This is a genomic window from Vibrio sp. St2 (assembly GCF_947311885.1).
Classification (GTDB): Bacteria; Pseudomonadota; Gammaproteobacteria; order Enterobacterales; family Vibrionaceae; genus Vibrio; species Vibrio coralliilyticus.
Genome location: NZ_CAMZNA010000001.1, coordinates 614,763 through 630,285, shown reverse-complemented (window position 1 = coordinate 630,285; position 15,523 = coordinate 614,763). Strand labels below are relative to the sequence as shown.

At 44.9% G+C, this 15,523-nt stretch carries 16 protein-coding genes; 6 read left to right on the top strand and 10 right to left on the bottom strand.

Features of this window, described 5'->3' with window-relative positions:
- Nucleotides 1–111 precede the first annotated feature (111 nt).
- The 3 genes from QMA41_RS02760 to QMA41_RS02750 are packed head-to-tail and all read left to right on the top strand — an operon-like array spanning nt 112 to nt 1,879.
- Complete coding sequence (locus QMA41_RS02760; RefSeq protein WP_006962059.1) at nt 112–621, top strand: M48 family metallopeptidase; 510 nt, start codon at nt 112–114, stop codon at nt 619–621.
- Nucleotides 622–624: 3 nt separating this feature from the next.
- Nucleotides 625–1,668, top strand: coding sequence for a 23S rRNA (adenine(1618)-N(6))-methyltransferase RlmF (rlmF, locus tag QMA41_RS02755; RefSeq protein WP_281628778.1), 1,044 nt, complete (start codon nt 625–627; stop codon nt 1,666–1,668).
- A 16-nt stretch (nt 1,669–1,684) separates the two neighbouring features.
- The gene (locus QMA41_RS02750) at nt 1,685–1,879 is read left to right on the top strand and encodes a hypothetical protein (protein WP_171348366.1); all 195 of its coding nucleotides are present in this window, start codon (nt 1,685–1,687) and stop codon (nt 1,877–1,879) included.
- 13 nt (nt 1,880–1,892) lie between these two features.
- On the opposite strand, the gene pilW is transcribed toward QMA41_RS02750, so the two are convergent.
- A complete protein-coding gene (gene pilW, locus QMA41_RS02745) occupies nt 1,893–2,567 on the bottom strand; it encodes a type IV pilus biogenesis/stability protein PilW (RefSeq protein WP_281628777.1) in 675 nt (224 codons plus the stop codon).
- A gap of 122 nt (nt 2,568–2,689) precedes the next feature.
- On the opposite strand from pilW, the gene QMA41_RS02740 reads away from it, so the two are divergent.
- Entirely contained in the window at nt 2,690–3,502 is an 813-nt protein-coding gene (locus QMA41_RS02740) for an alpha/beta hydrolase (RefSeq protein WP_281628776.1), read from the top strand.
- Here the strand turns inward: QMA41_RS02740 and metA are convergent.
- Entirely contained in the window at nt 3,489–4,430 is a 942-nt protein-coding gene (gene metA, locus QMA41_RS02735) for a homoserine O-succinyltransferase (RefSeq protein WP_006962063.1), read from the bottom strand. The genes QMA41_RS02740 and metA overlap by 14 nt on opposite strands.
- A gap of 132 nt (nt 4,431–4,562) precedes the next feature.
- Here metA and QMA41_RS02730 point away from each other — a divergent pair, with 132 nt between their 5' ends.
- A complete protein-coding gene (locus QMA41_RS02730) occupies nt 4,563–4,955 on the top strand; it encodes an ATP-binding protein (RefSeq protein WP_281628775.1) in 393 nt (130 codons plus the stop codon).
- On the top strand, nt 4,934–5,371 hold the full coding sequence (locus QMA41_RS02725; RefSeq protein WP_038158760.1) for a DUF3859 domain-containing protein: 438 nt from the start codon (nt 4,934–4,936) through the stop codon (nt 5,369–5,371). Before QMA41_RS02730 ends, QMA41_RS02725 begins: the two co-directional genes overlap by 22 nt.
- Before the next feature lie 32 nt (nt 5,372–5,403).
- Here the strand turns inward: QMA41_RS02725 and QMA41_RS02720 are convergent, their stop codons facing one another.
- The 8 genes from QMA41_RS02720 to QMA41_RS02685 form a co-directional block, all read right to left on the bottom strand.
- A complete protein-coding gene (locus tag QMA41_RS02720; protein ID WP_242704131.1) occupies nt 5,404–6,891 on the bottom strand; it encodes an EAL domain-containing protein in 1,488 nt (495 codons plus the stop codon).
- 206 nt (nt 6,892–7,097) lie between these two features.
- Nucleotides 7,098–8,225, bottom strand: a complete 1,128-nt coding sequence (locus QMA41_RS02715; RefSeq protein WP_281628774.1) for an ABC transporter permease — start codon at nt 8,223–8,225, stop codon at nt 7,098–7,100.
- Nucleotides 8,222–9,382, bottom strand: a complete 1,161-nt coding sequence (locus QMA41_RS02710) for an ABC transporter permease (protein ID WP_281628773.1) — start codon at nt 9,380–9,382, stop codon at nt 8,222–8,224. Before QMA41_RS02710 ends, QMA41_RS02715 begins: the two co-directional genes overlap by 4 nt.
- A 1-nt stretch (nt 9,383) precedes the next feature.
- Nucleotides 9,384–10,358 carry an efflux RND transporter periplasmic adaptor subunit gene (locus QMA41_RS02705; RefSeq protein ID WP_021457570.1) on the bottom strand — a complete coding sequence of 325 codons (975 nt, stop codon included), beginning with the start codon at nt 10,356–10,358 and terminating at the stop codon, nt 9,384–9,386.
- A 9-nt stretch (nt 10,359–10,367) separates the two neighbouring features.
- On the bottom strand, nt 10,368–11,795 hold the full coding sequence (locus tag QMA41_RS02700) for a TolC family protein (RefSeq protein WP_281628772.1): 1,428 nt from the start codon (nt 11,793–11,795) through the stop codon (nt 10,368–10,370).
- Between the two features lie 102 nt (nt 11,796–11,897).
- Nucleotides 11,898–13,424: a tripartite tricarboxylate transporter permease gene (locus QMA41_RS02695; protein ID WP_019275836.1), complete on the bottom strand. Its 1,527-nt coding sequence runs from the start codon at nt 13,422–13,424 to the stop codon at nt 11,898–11,900.
- A 17-nt stretch (nt 13,425–13,441) separates the two neighbouring features.
- Nucleotides 13,442–13,972 carry a tripartite tricarboxylate transporter TctB family protein gene (locus QMA41_RS02690; RefSeq protein ID WP_281628771.1) on the bottom strand — a complete coding sequence of 177 codons (531 nt, stop codon included), beginning with the start codon at nt 13,970–13,972 and terminating at the stop codon, nt 13,442–13,444.
- A gap of 188 nt (nt 13,973–14,160) precedes the next feature.
- Complete coding sequence (locus QMA41_RS02685; RefSeq protein ID WP_006962072.1) at nt 14,161–15,132, bottom strand: tripartite tricarboxylate transporter substrate binding protein; 972 nt, start codon at nt 15,130–15,132, stop codon at nt 14,161–14,163.
- Nucleotides 15,133–15,523 lie beyond the last annotated feature (391 nt).

Genomic DNA, 15,523 nt, shown 5'->3' with positions numbered 1-15,523 from the left:
GTAAATTCCTACATCTTGCTATGCAGCAGAGTGTAATGAAAAGACAGTGAATGGCAAGTGTGATTCAGGTAGACTTACGCGTCTTCAATTTGGCGGACCGAAACTTATCCTATGAACCCAGTTCTTCGCTACATCCAAGGTTACCCTGAACATATTGTGACGCCTGTGACTCAGATGGTGGAGTCTGGTCGCTTACAAAACTGGTTTAAACAGCGTTACCCTGATAATCATACGATTAAGAGTGAAAAAGCGCTGTTTGAATACACCATTGCGATCAAAAATCGCTATATGAAGAAAACGGCGCCGATCAGCAAAGTCATTTACGACAATAAAATTCACTTGATCAATAACGCGCTAGGCTTGCATACCTACGTTGCGAAAGTGCATGGCGGTAAAATTAAAGCGAAGAATGAAATTCGTATTGCGAGCGTATTTAAAAATGCTCCAGAGCCTTTACTCCGTATGCTTGTGGTGCACGAACTAGCTCACTTGAAAGAGAAAGAACACAATAAAGCGTTTTATCAACTCTGTTGTCATATGGAACCTGACTATCATCAATTAGAGCTGGATGCTCGCCTGTTCATGATTTATACCGAGATGGTTGAGAAAGCAAATAAGTAACTTATGACTAAGCAGAAAAAAGCCACCCATTCAAAAACGACAAATGATACTGTTCGCTCGGAAATGAAAGTGACCATGGTAAAAGGCAAAGCAGGTTTGCATAAAAGAAACCTTCACCATAGCCGTTATGACTTCAATCAATTGGTAAAAGCGACACCTGAGCTAAAAAAGTATGTCGTGAAGAACCCTAAAGGCGAAGCCTCTATTAACTTTTCCGATCCACAGGCTGTTAAGTTACTCAATAAAGCGCTGCTTGCACATCATTATGGTGTCATATCTTGGGATATTCCTAAGGGTTACTTATGCCCACCGATTCCGGGTCGCGCCGATTACATTCACCGTTTAGCAGAGTTACTGTCAAAAGATGGGAAACAAGTGAAGCATGAATCGGTAAACGCGTTTGACGTCGGTGTCGGTGCCAACTGCATCTACCCTATTGTCGGGGCTACCCAATATGGTTGGGATTATGTGGGGTCAGACATCGATCCAGTTTCGGTAAAGAACTCTAATCAAATAGCAGAAGACAACCCAGTACTTAAAGGCCACGTGGAGTGCCGCTTACAAACCCAGAGTCGCTATTTCTTCAAGGGAGTGATTAAGGAAAACGAGTACTTTGACGTGACGACCTGCAATCCGCCATTTCATAAATCCATGCAGGAAGCGCAACTAGGTACTGAACGTAAGATCAAAAACCTCAGCCGAAGTAAGCAACAACGTGGTCAAGCGAGTGAGAAAGGTAAGGTCAAAGCATCACCTATACTTAACTTTGGTGGCCAAAATGCGGAGCTATGGTGCCCAGGTGGTGAGGCAGCGTTCATTAAGAATCTGGCGTTTGAAAGCCGTGACTTTGCTCATCAGGTATTGTGGTTTTCTACGCTTGTCTCGAAGAAAGAAAATGTACGTTGGATGCGAAAGAACCTAGAAAAAGCCGGTGCGAAAGAAGTTCAGGTTGTTGAAATGAGCCAAGGACAAAAGGTTAGCCGCTTTATCGCTTGGACATTTAAAACAGCGACTGAAAGACAGGCGTGGTACAACGCAAAAGTATAAGCATAGAGGAGGGCATATGGAGATTGAAATTTATATGCCCTGTGAGCCTGAATGGGTGTGCGACAGTTTACTGCTGCTTTTTGCGCTTTTGTTTGTCTCTGGCCTGATCGGGTTTATCTATATTGTTTATAGAGAATACGTAAAAATTCAGCGCGCTTCGCGGGTCCGCGGGCGCCGCAAGGTCCCTCATTCTCAACGCAAAAAACGTTAACCTTTTGAGCAATTTATGGCTTTGGAGAAGAACGATGATGCTTTCGGGTCTCCAGCTCGACCAGAAGTCTCAGTGATATCTCTTGCATGCCAAACTGTTGATGAAAAAGCGTTATATGGTTTTGCGCTGCTTCATACCTTCCTTGATTCATTTCCAATTGTGCCAAATTTAGAATAGCCTGAGGTCGGTTTGAGTCATGAGCAATTGCCCGCTCAAAGTAACGGGCTGCTCTAGCTTGTTGGCCTGCTTTCAAAGCACAAAATGCCGCATTCTCATAACTGTCGGCAACATAGTAGTAATTGGGTTGAATTACCGCTCTTTCGAACAGTACGTTTGCTTCCTGAAATCGAGATTGCTTACATAGAAAGCTACCATAATCGTTGAGTAACTGTCCGTTGTTAGGGTGTTGTGAAATGGCTTGTTGAAACCAGTGCTCCGCGTGGGTGAACTCAGAAACCTGTTCTAGATAATGTGCCATTGCTAACTGAGCGCGATAGTACTCTGGTGCGTGCTCAAGTGCCTTTTGGATATTTTCTCTTGCTTTTACCCTGTTATCACGTTGCAAATAACTCAAGCCCAATGCTATTCGCGCGTCGGCCTTGTCTTTTGTGCCTGTAGTGACAGTTTGAGTGTCAATTGTGACACATGAGGACAAAAGCATTGTGGCGATGAGGCAAAAAAAGCGCATAAGATAGATGTAGAAAATTTTAAGGATCTTGAATGTATAACGTGGTCTGTCCGGTCTGGTAAAAATGAGCCCAATCATGCGGCTGATTTGGCAACAATACTAGTAAATAAAGGAGACGAAGTGTGAGAAAACAAGTCGTTGGTGCAACGGTTCTAAGCTTCCTAGCTGGGTTATCGATAAAGTCGTCCATTGCTTCAGAACTGGATGCTACCACTCGTTTTGCTGACAGTGGTGTTGCTTATGTCGAGCAGGGTAATGCAGCCAGTAACTATCGGTTGATCTTCATACATGGCTCACCGGGTAACAAAGAGGGGTATGAAGCATATCTTAAAGATACGTGGCTGCTCGAAAATGCCGAACTCATCTCCGTGGACCGTGTTGGGTATGGCCAGTCTCCAGAAGAGCTTGCAGCCGATTTGGATTCGCAGTCAAAGTCGATAGAATCACTACTTGCTAAAGACAAAGTTAACATTCTCATTGGCCATTCCCTTGGTGGTCCAATTGCTCTGAACCTTGCATTAATGTTTCCAAATCTTGTTCAGGGGATGGTGCTGGTGGCGCCTGCGTTTGATCCCAAACTAGAGGAGCCAAAATGGTATAACGAGCTCGCAGATACTTGGTTGGTCAGTGTGTTTTTGTCTGATAACTGGAAAAAGTCGAACGGAGAAATGATGCCGCTGGCTGATGAGCTTTCCAAGTTGAGCAATAAAGACTGGGGCTTACTGGACTCAGTACCTGTGACTTTGATTCATGGTGATGAAGACAATATTGCCGATCCAGAAAACTCTGCATTTGCGATTCAGCGCTTAACAGGGAAAGAGAAAAAACTCGTAGAAGTGAAAGGAGAGGGGCATTTTATCCTTTGGCAAAATACCCCGAAGGTAATTAATGAAATCAAACAACTAATCAGTAGCGCTGACCTCAATCGTCCGTAGTAAAGTTGGCTTCACTGAAGTGATCCAAGTCGTAAGGTGTTTGCTGGTAAACGCAGTAATTGAGCCAGTTTGAGAACAATAAATGGCCATGGCTTCGCCAGCTCGCAACAGGCTTGTTGTCAGGGTTATTATTCGGGTAATAGTTGACAGGAATTGCGGGCTCCATTCCTTCTCCCAGATCACGAATGTATTCGTTGTGAAGTGTGAAGGCATCATATTCTGGGTGGCCTGTGACAAATACGTTTCGCTTGTCTTTTGTCGCAGCCAGATAAACGCCAGCAACATCTGAAGTTGCCAGCACATCCAAATCGGTATGTTCAGCTAGATACTCTGGAGAGAAATCAGCGTATCGCGAGTGAGGAGCAAGAAACGTATCATCGAAGCCACGCAACACTGGATGGTATGGCTGATGAATTTGATGATGATAAACACCAGACAGCTTTTCTTTACGTGTGCGTTTTGGCAAATCATAAAGCAGTTTTAAACCGGCCTGCGCAGCCCAACAGACATACAGGGTTGAGGTGACATGTTGCTTCGCCCAATTCATGATCGCCTCTAGATGTTCCCAGTAGATCACATCTTCAAACTGAACCAAGCCCAGCGGAGCTCCAGTAATAATCAGTCCATCGAAGTTGCGCCCTTTCACCATCTCAAATTGACGATAGAAGTTATCAAGATGCTCAGTCGGCGTGTTTTTACTTGGCCTGTCATCAATACGAAGCAGTTCAATATCAACCTGAAGTGGACTGTTGGAAAGCAAACGAAGGAACTGCGTTTCAGTCTCGATCTTTTTCGGCATAAGATTGAGGATCAATACCTTAAGTGGACGAATCTCCTGGGTAGAGGCTCGGGATTCAGGCATTACGAATATGTTTTCCTGACGTAATACATCACTAGCAGGTAATTGGTCGGGGATCTTAATCGGCACAGCTTTCTCCCTAAGCTTTGTTTTTAGACGTCTATACATCCAAAGTTAACTCAAACGGAATGAGATGTCGATAGCATTTTTATGCTTATTTACGGTAATATCACCGCTTCATTATTCGAGTTATTCATTTTCATGACGTTAAAACTGACCATTATTCGCGGATTGCCTGGTTCAGGGAAAAGTACGCTGGCTAAGACACTGGATGTGAATCATTACGAAGCGGACATGTATTTCGTTGATGCAAAAGGTGAATATGACTTCAGGCCAGAACATATCGCAAAGGCCCATGATTGGTGTAAGAACATGACACGGGACAGCCTGATGAAAAGGCAAAGCGTAGTGGTTTCGAACACGTTTGTGATGAGATGGGAAATAGCGCCTTACTATCAGATGGCAAAGCGGTACGGTGCTGAGTTTGAAATCATTGAATGTAAAGAGAACTTTGGCAATATTCACGGTGTAGCAACGAGCACCATCCAGCAAATGAAGAAACGGTGGCAAGAATGGCGAAAAGATCAGCCATAGTAGAAATGACGTCTTACGGCATCTATAGTCAATGGGATTCCAAGTCAAAACATCTGCCGAAGATACAAGAGTTCACAACCAAAGTGCCTGCCGATCAGGATATCGAATTTGGTTTCATTGTGAATATTAAAAAAGCCAAAGGGCAAGTTATTGAATATTGTATTGAACATCCGGGCGTATTAGGTAAAAAAGGCCAAGTGCTGGACCCTTTTACAGGTGATCTTCACATTGGAAACAACGACTGGAATTTCTATCTAGGTGATACAATCCAGTTGCTCGACCCGATTAATGGATTCGACTCCAATATTGGAAAGTGGCGGATGACTATCGAAATGAATGGGAAAGTCATTGCCGAAAAAACCTTCGAAATATACAGTCGAGATGAAGGTGAATTCTGGAAAAGAAGAGGATTCTAATAAAAGCCCGTTTTAGCAACACGGGCTTTTATTTACAACCAAGATTCTTTGAGATCGTCTAATTCTAGGGGCTTGGAGAAATGGTAGCCCTGCAGGTAAGATACATTCATTTTGGCCAGATATTCGACTTGGTTTTGTTCTTCCACTCCCTCCGCAATCATTTTTACTCCCAAGCGATGGCCAAGGTCAATGATAGTATTGAGCACGGTAGAATTAACGGTTTCCAAACCTATGGTATCCACAAAACACTTATCTATTTTCAGATAATCAAATTGTGTTTTCTGAATGACAGAGAGGGCGGTGTGTCCGGTACCAAAGTCGTCAATAGAAACCAAAATACCACTCTTACGAAGGTCAGCGAGCGCTGTTCGACCTTTGTCGTCAAGTATTTCACGTTCTGTAACTTCTACTGTTAACTGAATTCCAATATGTCTGAATTGTCTAGCATAACTATGTAGATTGATGAGATGGCTCTCATCATGCAGATATGAAGGTGGAACATTAATTCCTAAATGTATGCCGTTGAAATTCGCTATGCTCTGAAGATCAGCTAACGTTCGTTCCAGTACATAGTCAGTGATAGTGTTTATGAGCTGTTGGCGTTCGGCTAGTGGTATAAAAACATCGGGTCTGATTAATCCTAATGTAGGATGCTGCCATCGAATCAGTGCTTCAAGGCCAGTCAGAGTTTCTGTCTGACTGTCTACAATAGGCTGATATGCGAGAAACAGCTCTTTTCTTTTTAAACCTTTTTTTAAATCATCGACCAGACTGTCTCTATTTCTTATGTGAGACATTACCGCAAATAGAGTGATTGAGATGAGTAGTGAAAGAGGTAGACTACTCAGTCCATAAAAAATCGCCCGCCTTTTGATGAATGCCGGACTTGCTTCCACCAAAAGAGAAAAGCCATATAAAGATGATGTTGATGTGTAGTGAAGTGTGTCTGACACAAAAGTTCTATCCGCTGGGTAAATCTTTTGGCCAAATCGGGCAGTAATAAAACTGAGTTTATCATCCTCTACCTTACCTAGTCTTTCGACTAGATAATTCTTGTCTACAATAGCAAAAGCACCACTGTTAGCTCTGTCTTCTTGTGCAGTTACAACGACCATTGTTCTTTGGCGCGGGTCACCTTTAATATCGAATAGAAAAACGCCGGATTTAGCTTCGTTGCGCTTAAATACACCTGTTAAATCCAAATGAAGCTCGCCACGTTTAGAGGAGCATATAGCGACACCATCCTGAACAATGATTAATTCTCTCAAGTAGCTTTCAAATAGTAGGTCTTCTTGAATGGCTTCACAGCGCTCTGGGTATTTCATAGCTTGAGCGTTCTCGTCTTTTAGTTCAGTGATGACATCTTCGATTCTTTCTTGAAATGTAACAGCGATATTTCTTAGGCTGTCATTAATGCCTTGGTAAGCAACGTACAGTGAAGCTGGAAAAACAATGAGGATTGGAATTAAGGCGTAAGCGAGCAGTGATTTAACTTCTAGCGTCAACGTTGGTGTTGGCAAAGATCTGTTCATTTGACTTATGGAATATCCGATGACTAATTGAACAATAGTATATATTATGAGCAAAAATGTTACATCGTTCGCAAAATAATCGCAGTAACTAAATTAACTGCTGACCGAATCTTGACCTAGAGTTCTACTTTCCTCCCAAATTCCCACTTAATCTTTTGAAGAATTTAAAAATACCTGACACAAAATTAGCCTTTTTAATAACAGTATCGGCGATAGCTGTATATTGCGATGACTCCCCAAAACAGACTTTGTAACCACAATAGGCTCCACTGGGAAGATACTTGATTCCACTCTGCGCCCATTTGATTCAAGGCAAGAAAACCCTGAATAGCAGGTGTGCTAGGAAATAGCTGCGATAACCAGGTTATTGATGCCGGGATGCTTTCCAATGGCCAGATAAATCCAGCACTGAATACCAGCGGCATTGAGCTTATCAGCACCACCAAAGTCACTAACTCACGTCTAGGAACGATAGCGCCAAGCCAGATTCCAATCGCGCAGGACGCCAGTAAGAAAGGTAACAGTAGACTAAGAAGCTGAGTGCTACTGGCAAGCTGGCTCACCCCATGCGTTGTAAAACTGTGCCCGAAGTAATACATACTCAAAAGATAATAAACAGTGGTGAGTACACAAAGCCTTACCAACAAAAGCGTTGTCGGTGAGGTTTTGCTCCAATATCCCGAGCCATTCTTCTGACTCCCGGTCATTAGGCCTGCTGCCATCACAAGTGTTTGCTGGAGTATTAAAACGAATACGGCAGGCACGACGTAATCTATATAGCCCATACGTGGGTTAAAGGTTGGTTTTAAATTGAGTTTGGTTGAGGCGAACTGCTCGCTGGCTAAAGAGAGAGGAACGCCATCCAATATTAATCTGGATACTTTAGTTTGCGCCGCTAATGTGCCTCCTGCTTGTGCCAACCCTTCTACTATGGTGCCGTAAACCAGAAAATAGGAAGCATCGCCGGCAAAGGAGAGCGTTGGGCTTTTACCGAGCAATAAGTCTTTATAGAAATGCTCTGGAATGACTAGAAAGCCGCTCACCTCACCGTTGAGAAAGGCTTGGTGAGCTGACTCAATGGTGTAATCTCGCTGAACAACCTTGGCTTGTGGTGTTGCATCTACCATTCGTTCCAGTTTGAAGCTTATCTGGCTTTGATCAAGGTTAACGATACTGATCTTTTGCTCTCTCGGCGTTTGATGGCTGTAGGGAAGCGGGTAGAGGAACGAATAGAATACAACGCCTCCAAAAACAGTCAGCATCACCACAGGGTTTGTTAGAAGCGCTTTGAGTTCAGCATAGAATACTTGTCTGAATGTCATTTGGCCTCCTGTGAATATAGGCTGTTATGGCGAGATAGATGCTTTTTGATCAAAAGTACCGATATTAACGCAGGCAGTAAGTACCCTGACATCGGCAACAGACCTAGCGCTGTATTCACCCAAAACTGTCCGTAGCTGACTTGGCTTACCTGAGCTTCAATATAGTGACTGATAGGCAGTAAACTTCGCCAGAATTGTGCAAGTGGGTTCATGTCAGTGACTGGAAAAGTGATGCCCATAAAAGCAAAACTGGGCGCAGTAAATGCTCCAGCGAAACTCATGGCGCGCGCAGGGTCGAGTGTCAAAAAGAAGAAAAAACTGCCCATGATCATACAGGCCATAACTGTCAGCCCCTGAGCAAACATCAGCACCAGTAAACTACCATTCATCGGCCAGTCAAAGCCCAAGTAAAACCAACATAGAAAAGTGAAACCTTGGACCATGAATACAGGGAAATAAGGCAGCAATGTATGGAACCACTGTGTGGTTGGATCGCTTTGGAGCCATTGAGTCAAACCTCTGTCTCTGTGGTTAGCCGCCAACACCAATATGGTTGAAACCACAATGATGATTTGCCACAAAGCTGGAACAATGGCAGAGACTAGAAATTGAGCATAGTTAGCGTTCTTGTTAAACAGAGGAGTGATCTGTGTTTGCACTGGAAGAGCAGTACCTACGGCAGAGCCAACGGTGCTGTTCCCTTTGGCGAGTGCTTTTGAAGCATCAATGCGCGCATTGAATGTTGCTTGAGCTTGTACTAATGCTGAGCCTACCAGTTTTCCAATCAATATTGTTTGGCTGTTGTAGAACGCACTTACTTCAGGAGGTAAACCGCGATAAATGTCTTTATCAAAATTATCCGGAATAACAACGTAGGCATATACTTGGTTTGAAACCAACGCTTGTTTTGCCTCTGCAACGTCAGCGAAGTGATGCGTTACAGAGAGTGTAGAGGTCGCGTCGTAGTCGCGACTAAGCTGTCTTGAAAGCTGGCTGTGGGATAGGTCGACAACGCCAATGGGGAGGTCTCTTGCAATACCCTGAGAAAATATCGCCCAGATGGAGACAACCAATATAAGCGGTATCCATGTCAGACACGAGAGCAGCCATCGGTCTCGTTGCAGTATGCGCCACTGCGTGGCGAATAAATCGGACATTTTACAACTCAACAACTAAGCTCATACCCATGCGCAGGGTATCTTTGTGAGCCAATGGGCGGGCTTCGACCTCGAAGGTGCGTAAGTCGAAGCCTTGTGACGCATCGGTTGAACGCCAAGTGGCAAAATCACCCATGACTGCGATATGAGTGACCTCAAATTCAAGTGAATGACCAAGGGCAGGCAAATAAGCACTGAATCTTTGGCCTTTGGTGAAATGACTAAGTTGATCCTCGCGGACATTTAGTACCGCCCAAGAATCATCTGTATCAATGACGGTCACCACAGGAAAACCTTGAGGGGCAAGCTCACCGCTTTGCAGCAGCACTTGTGACACTTCGCCGTCAAACCAGCTTTCGATTTGTGTGTCTTTTGCATAAGCCTCAACTTCGGCAACCGCGCCTGCTGCCATGCGAGCTTTCTCTGCAGCAGCAACCTTGGTCTCGTCGCGGGCGCCTTCGTGAGCCATCTGGTACATTTGATAAGCGGCGCTTTCTGTGTATTTTGCCGCGTCCCATTGGGTTTTGGCTTCATCGCGCTTTTGTTCAGCGACAACGCCATCTTTGTAGAGGTTGTTAACCCGAAGGTAGGTTTTCTCCATTAATTGAGAGGCGGCTTTAGCTTTCTGCCATTGGTCTTTTGCCGCTTGGATTTGTTGTATTCTTGCGCCTTTTTCTGCTTCCTGAGCGAGCGCGCCAGCGGCCTTCTGTCCTGCAATAGCCTGCTCTAGTTTGGCCTCTATTTCTGGGCTATGAAGAGTGAAAATCAACTCGCCTTTTTCTACTTTGTCACCTTTGCGAACCAGCACCTGATCGATACGGCCCGGTACCTTGGAAGAAATGCTGTATTGTTGCGATTCAATTTGCCCCTGCAGACGCACTGGCTTTGGTTGATAGGCTTGATAGAAGCTATACCCAATCCAAGATGATATGGCTAAAGCGGCAGCAGTCAGTACAATCGGTTTGGCTTTTTTCATCTCGGTATCCTAAAGGTTTGAAGTGTTGATAGAGGTTTGCTGATATTGCTGAAATGTGTTCATTTCGCTCGATAAAGCGAGAAGCTTTGATAGCGATATTAAGTAGTTAAAGCTGGCGGCTGATTTCTGTGTTTGGACACTGGCTAAGTAAAGCTGAGCGTCAACGACGTCCGTCGAAGTAGAAAGGCCTTGAGAAAAGGCCTTCTCTCGCAGTTTGATGTTCTCTTCAGCCAGCTCAATGCTGGAGTTAAGTCCGAGCACTTCTTCCTGAGCTTGCTGCGCCTCTAAATAGGTCTTTTGAACAAGCACTGTTAAATCTTGCTTGGCTTGCGCTTTGAGGTATTGCACTTGAGACACCGCACTATGAGCCGCTTTAACTTGATCCGAGCGACCTGTTGATTCAATGAGCGGAATACTAACGCCAACGCCAACGAGCCAATCTGGTTTCATCTGACTGGCGAGTGAATCATCTTCATGTAAGCTGTAATCACCATACAGGTAGACCTCAGGGTAATATTTGCCTTTTTCTGCTTTGATCAGACTTCGGGCCTGCTTCTCTTTTGCATCAAGCAACGACAACCCCGGGTAGGTGATTAGAGTTTGGTTAATGAATGCGTCCATTGGGGGAAGAGTGTCGTTGATAAATAGATGATCGCGTGGCTCAACCGTCGAAGATTGGCTGAGTATCTGAGTCAGCGCTGTCTGTGCGATATCAAGATTCTTTTGTGCCTTCTTGCGCTCAATGGTCGCTTGATCGAGTGCGGATTCCGCTTGGAGACGTTCAACTCGAGCGATTTGTCCCTGCTGCTCTAATTTAAGTGCGTTGTCTCTGTGCGTTTTTAAGCCGCTTTCTACCAGTTGACGTGTCTCGACCACTTCTTTTGCTAACAAGACACTAAAATAGTATTTGCTTAAGTCTTCGTATCGCGCTTGAGTTTCCATCGCGAGTTGGCTTTGCGCTTCCTCTGATTTCCCTTCTGCTGCTGATTGTGCTGCGGTGATTCGACCGCCAGTAAATATCGGCCAAATAGCTCTGATAGAAGATGTAAAAATATCCCGCTCAGTAATCGTAGAGGTTGTATTACCTAGATCGGTAAACAGTTGATCGAGCCCTGAGAGTAATGAAGGAGGAAGAGAGAGACTACCGACACTGGGTAGCGTGCCATTGGTACTTTCAATCAGTTGGTTGCCCGATAGGGTGACATCGGTATCTAAACGCGTGTAGTTTGCCCCAATCGTCACAGATGGCAGGTTCAGGTTATCAGTCGCATTTTCCAAGTGTTGATATCGGTCAACATTCGCTCTTTGCGCAGCCAACGAATTGTTTTCGTTTTGCAATAGCTGCCAAGCTTCACTAAAACTGATGGCCGCGGAATGGGCTGCAAACGGGAATGAGCTAAGACAGCCAACTATCAAGGCAATAGGACGCAGCGACATACAATGAACTCTATTTGTTAAAATTAGAGTATAAACTCTAACTAATATTGTTGGCAAATAGAGGTAACAAAGGAGGCTAAATCGCCTCCTTGAAATGGGTGTTTATTGTTCCGCTTTAACGGGACTAGGTTTCAGCTTTTGGAACAGCTTAACGATGATAGGACTAAACAACACTAATACGGCTAACACTGTAAAGGTCATTGTGATAGGTCTTTCCCATAGGAAGCTGAGTTCTCCATCACTGATCATTAACGCCCGACGCAAGTTCTCTTCCATCAATCCGCCAAGAATAAAACCAAGCAGTAATGGTGCGAGAGGGAAATTAGCCAGCCTCAACGCAATGGCGCCCATCGCAATCAACAACATGATGAATACATCCATAGTGTTGAATGACACTAGGTAAACACCAGTGATAGAGAAGAACAGAATCATAGGTAACAGCACGGTTCTAGGAACTGCTAACAGCTTGGAAATGTACGGAATCAGTGGCAAGTTAAGGATAACCAAAACAATGTTGCCGAAGTACATCGAGATGATGACTGACCAGAAGACGTCAGGGTGTTCGACAAACAGACGTGGGCCCGGTTGGATGCCATAAGCAATCAGTGCGCCTAACATGATGGCTGTTGTGCCTGAACCCGGAATACCCAAAGTTAAAAGTGGTACAAAAGAGCCACTTGATGCCGCGTTGTTCGCTGACTCAGGTGCAACCAGTCCTCGGATGCTGCCTTTACCGAATTCTTCTTTTTTATCTTTAGGTGCTAGGTTACGCTCCATACCATAGCTCAGGAAGGCTGCGATAGTCGCACCAGCGCCTGGCAACACGCCAGTAAAGAAACCCAATATGGAAGAACGGATCGAAACAGGCGCTACCTCTTTGACTTCCTCTTTGGTTACTTTCATGCTGCCAATGTCACTCATTTTGCTTTGTTCTTCGTTGCGAGTGTCTTTTTCTGGCTTAAGGATGCCCATTAAGGTCTCGCCTAATGCAAAAGTCGCCATCGCTAACAGCAGGAAGCTGAATCCATCCATTAAGTCTGTCAGTCCAAATGTGAAACGCTCTACACCCACGCCCTTGTCGATACCTACCGTGGACAGCATCAGGCCTAGAATTGTCATCATCCAAGCTTTGATTACCTGACCTTTACCAGCAAAGGCAGCAACGGCTGACAAGCCCAATAGCATCAGTGCGAAGTAGTCAGAAGACTGGAAGCTAAGTGATACGCTTGCTAGTGCAGGAGCCGCTACAAGCAGCATAATCGCGGATAGCGTACCACCTGTGAATGACGAGTAGGCAGCCAGTGCCAACGCTTTACCAGCTTGGCCTTTCTGCGCCATTGGGTAGCCATCAAAAGCGGTCACAACGGTAGAAGAACAACCCGGAGCGTTGATCAGAATAGAAGAGGTTGAGCCACCAAATACGGCACCGTAATACACACCTGCCATTAAGATTAGGCCTGATGAAGGATCTAATCCATACGTAATGGGGATCATCAGAGCGATGGCTGAAATAGGGCCAAGGCCAGGAAGCATACCGATGAAGGTACCAACGAAACATCCGACGATCACCATCATGATGTTCATCGGCATAACTGCGGTCGAAAGACCTTGTAAGATTCCATCTAACATTTGTTATTCCTTACTGTTTACGACCACATGGTGAAAATGACGCCCGGTTCCAGATAAATATCCAGTCCCTGAGTGAGCAGCAGATAAAATGCGATGACAAAAGGGAAAGAGGCTCCGAACAGGACCTTTTTCCGACGTTCACCCAGTAGGTAGAAACCGGCGAGCAGAAACAATCCTGTTGCGAGCACAAATCCAATGTAAGTCAGCCCTAAACCGTAAAACGCCATTAACGCTAAAAACGCGATCAGCAGTTTCCAGTTAAAACCCACTACCGCGCCGCTTTGTTTATCCGCTTGACCTGTTACAAGCAACATCAGAGATAGGCCGATACCGATAAAGGTCAGAAGTGTGGGTAAGGTGCGAGCTGTGAAGGGTTCATATTCGTCACCGGGAAAAAGAGGGATTTGTGATGTTTGATAGCCATAACAAAGGCATACGAGAAGAAAGATCATGGCACCGACGCGATCGCGGCAAAGCAAATTCTCTTTTGAGAAAAACTGACCTTTGTTGAAAGAATTCGTTGGCAAGTCCGACATATCCAACTCCATTTGCATTCACATTGAGGGAAGAAAAAAGCCGTACAAGAGGGATTAATGAGCATGTATCACTAACCAATAAGCCATTTGCTGCTAGTCAAAGAGGCTTAACTGTTTATCTCTAAACAGAGGAGATTGTGTCGTTATCTCAGGTACGGCAAAAAGGAAAGAGGGCAAGTGCAAGTTTGCCCTCGACAGGATTACTTAAGGAAACCCAGCTCGCGCATCAGGTCGCCCATTTGCTTTTCTTGATCCTCAAGGAAAGCGTAAAAATCTTTATCTGCCTTGTAGTTATCAATCCAGCCATTGCGATCTCGAACGACCTGCCACTCGTCGGTGTTATACATTTTCTGCAGCGCAGTGTTCCACTCATCCAGTTTTTCTTGGCTGGTGCCTGGAGCGGCGAAGAATCCACGCCAGTTAGCAAAGACGGTTTCGTTTCCGTATTCAGTCAGAGTTGGAATTTCTGGTGCTGCATCTAGGCGTTTAGGTGCTGTGACCGCTAGGATCTTAACTTGCCCGGATTTTGACATTTCCAGTACTTCACCTAGGCCAGTGGAAAGCAGTTGCGTTTCGCCAGAGAGTAGAGCTGCCATAGCTTTGCCGCCCGCATCGTAAGCGATGTAGCGTACTTTGCGTGCATCGAAACCTTCACCCTTGAACGCTGCCGCTACAACTAGGTGGTCCATACTGCCACGAGCAGAGCCGCCAGCAATTTTGACTTTACGAGGGTTAGATTCAAAGTCTTTAACCACGTCTTCCCATGTGTTGTACTTAGAATCGACAGAAGTCACGATTGCGCCATAGTCTGCAATAGTGGCTGCGACAGGTGTCAGGTCACGGAATGACTGAGGGAAAATACCTGTCAGTGAGCGCACAACGATTGGAGTAGAGTTCACCATTAGCGTATCTTCTTGGCGCTGAGCGGTTTCGATCAGGTGAGCAATGGCTTTACCGCCGCCACCGCCGGATAGGTTTTGGAATGAGACGTTGTCGACGATATCTGACTTAACGAGGACATCACCCGTTCCACGAGCCGTCATATCCCAGCCACCACCAGCACCGCCAGGGATTAAGAAGTGTATTTTTTCAAGATCGGCTGCAAAAGTGTTGAAAGAAAAAGACGCAGCGATGATTGAAGCTGCCAGTGTTGGCTTGAGTACCTTAAACATGATTCACGTTCCTTATGTTCAGGTGCATCTTCATTGAGATTGCACTTATCGTTATCAGTTTTCCATTAACAAGGGAGGGAAACTCGTCAATAGATGCGTTTAAGGTTAATGGTGTGTTAAATAATTGTCGTTAATACGTTGATAAAAACAATATTGAGCATTGTGAGGATTTTGTTCATAAAGTTCACGGCAAAATTTTTGACCTGAACAATTACCCTAATCGGCATTGTTCTGCAGCTAAATTGTTGACGCGCTACGAATAATCGAAATTTTCCTTCCAGATATGTCTCTGCTTTCTATGCAATTACTACACTATTTAATTGGTACTTTAGTTCATCTCAAAGTCTAGAAGTTATGGCCATGGAGGGCGTGTAGTTGGACGAATTGAAGA

Coding starts and splice junctions, on each gene's coding strand:
- QMA41_RS02750 (WP_171348366.1), top strand. CDS start 1,685: ATGGAGATTGAAATTTATATGCCCTGTGAGCCTGAATGGGTGTGCGAC.
- pilW (WP_281628777.1), bottom strand. CDS start 2,567: ATGCGCTTTTTTTGCCTCATCGCCACAATGCTTTTGTCCTCATGTGTC.
- QMA41_RS02715 (WP_281628774.1), bottom strand. CDS start 8,225: ATGACATTCAGACAAGTATTCTATGCTGAACTCAAAGCGCTTCTAACA.
- QMA41_RS02730 (WP_281628775.1), top strand. CDS start 4,563: ATGACGTTAAAACTGACCATTATTCGCGGATTGCCTGGTTCAGGGAAA.
- QMA41_RS02725 (WP_038158760.1), top strand. CDS start 4,934: ATGGCGAAAAGATCAGCCATAGTAGAAATGACGTCTTACGGCATCTAT.
- QMA41_RS02710 (WP_281628773.1), bottom strand. CDS start 9,382: ATGTCCGATTTATTCGCCACGCAGTGGCGCATACTGCAACGAGACCGA.
- QMA41_RS02685 (WP_006962072.1), bottom strand. CDS start 15,132: ATGTTTAAGGTACTCAAGCCAACACTGGCAGCTTCAATCATCGCTGCG.
- QMA41_RS02760 (WP_006962059.1), top strand. CDS start 112: ATGAACCCAGTTCTTCGCTACATCCAAGGTTACCCTGAACATATTGTG.
- QMA41_RS02705 (WP_021457570.1), bottom strand. CDS start 10,358: ATGAAAAAAGCCAAACCGATTGTACTGACTGCTGCCGCTTTAGCCATA.
- rlmF (WP_281628778.1), top strand. CDS start 625: ATGACTAAGCAGAAAAAAGCCACCCATTCAAAAACGACAAATGATACT.
- QMA41_RS02700 (WP_281628772.1), bottom strand. CDS start 11,795: ATGTCGCTGCGTCCTATTGCCTTGATAGTTGGCTGTCTTAGCTCATTC.
- QMA41_RS02695 (WP_019275836.1), bottom strand. CDS start 13,424: ATGTTAGATGGAATCTTACAAGGTCTTTCGACCGCAGTTATGCCGATG.
- QMA41_RS02690 (WP_281628771.1), bottom strand. CDS start 13,972: ATGGAGTTGGATATGTCGGACTTGCCAACGAATTCTTTCAACAAAGGT.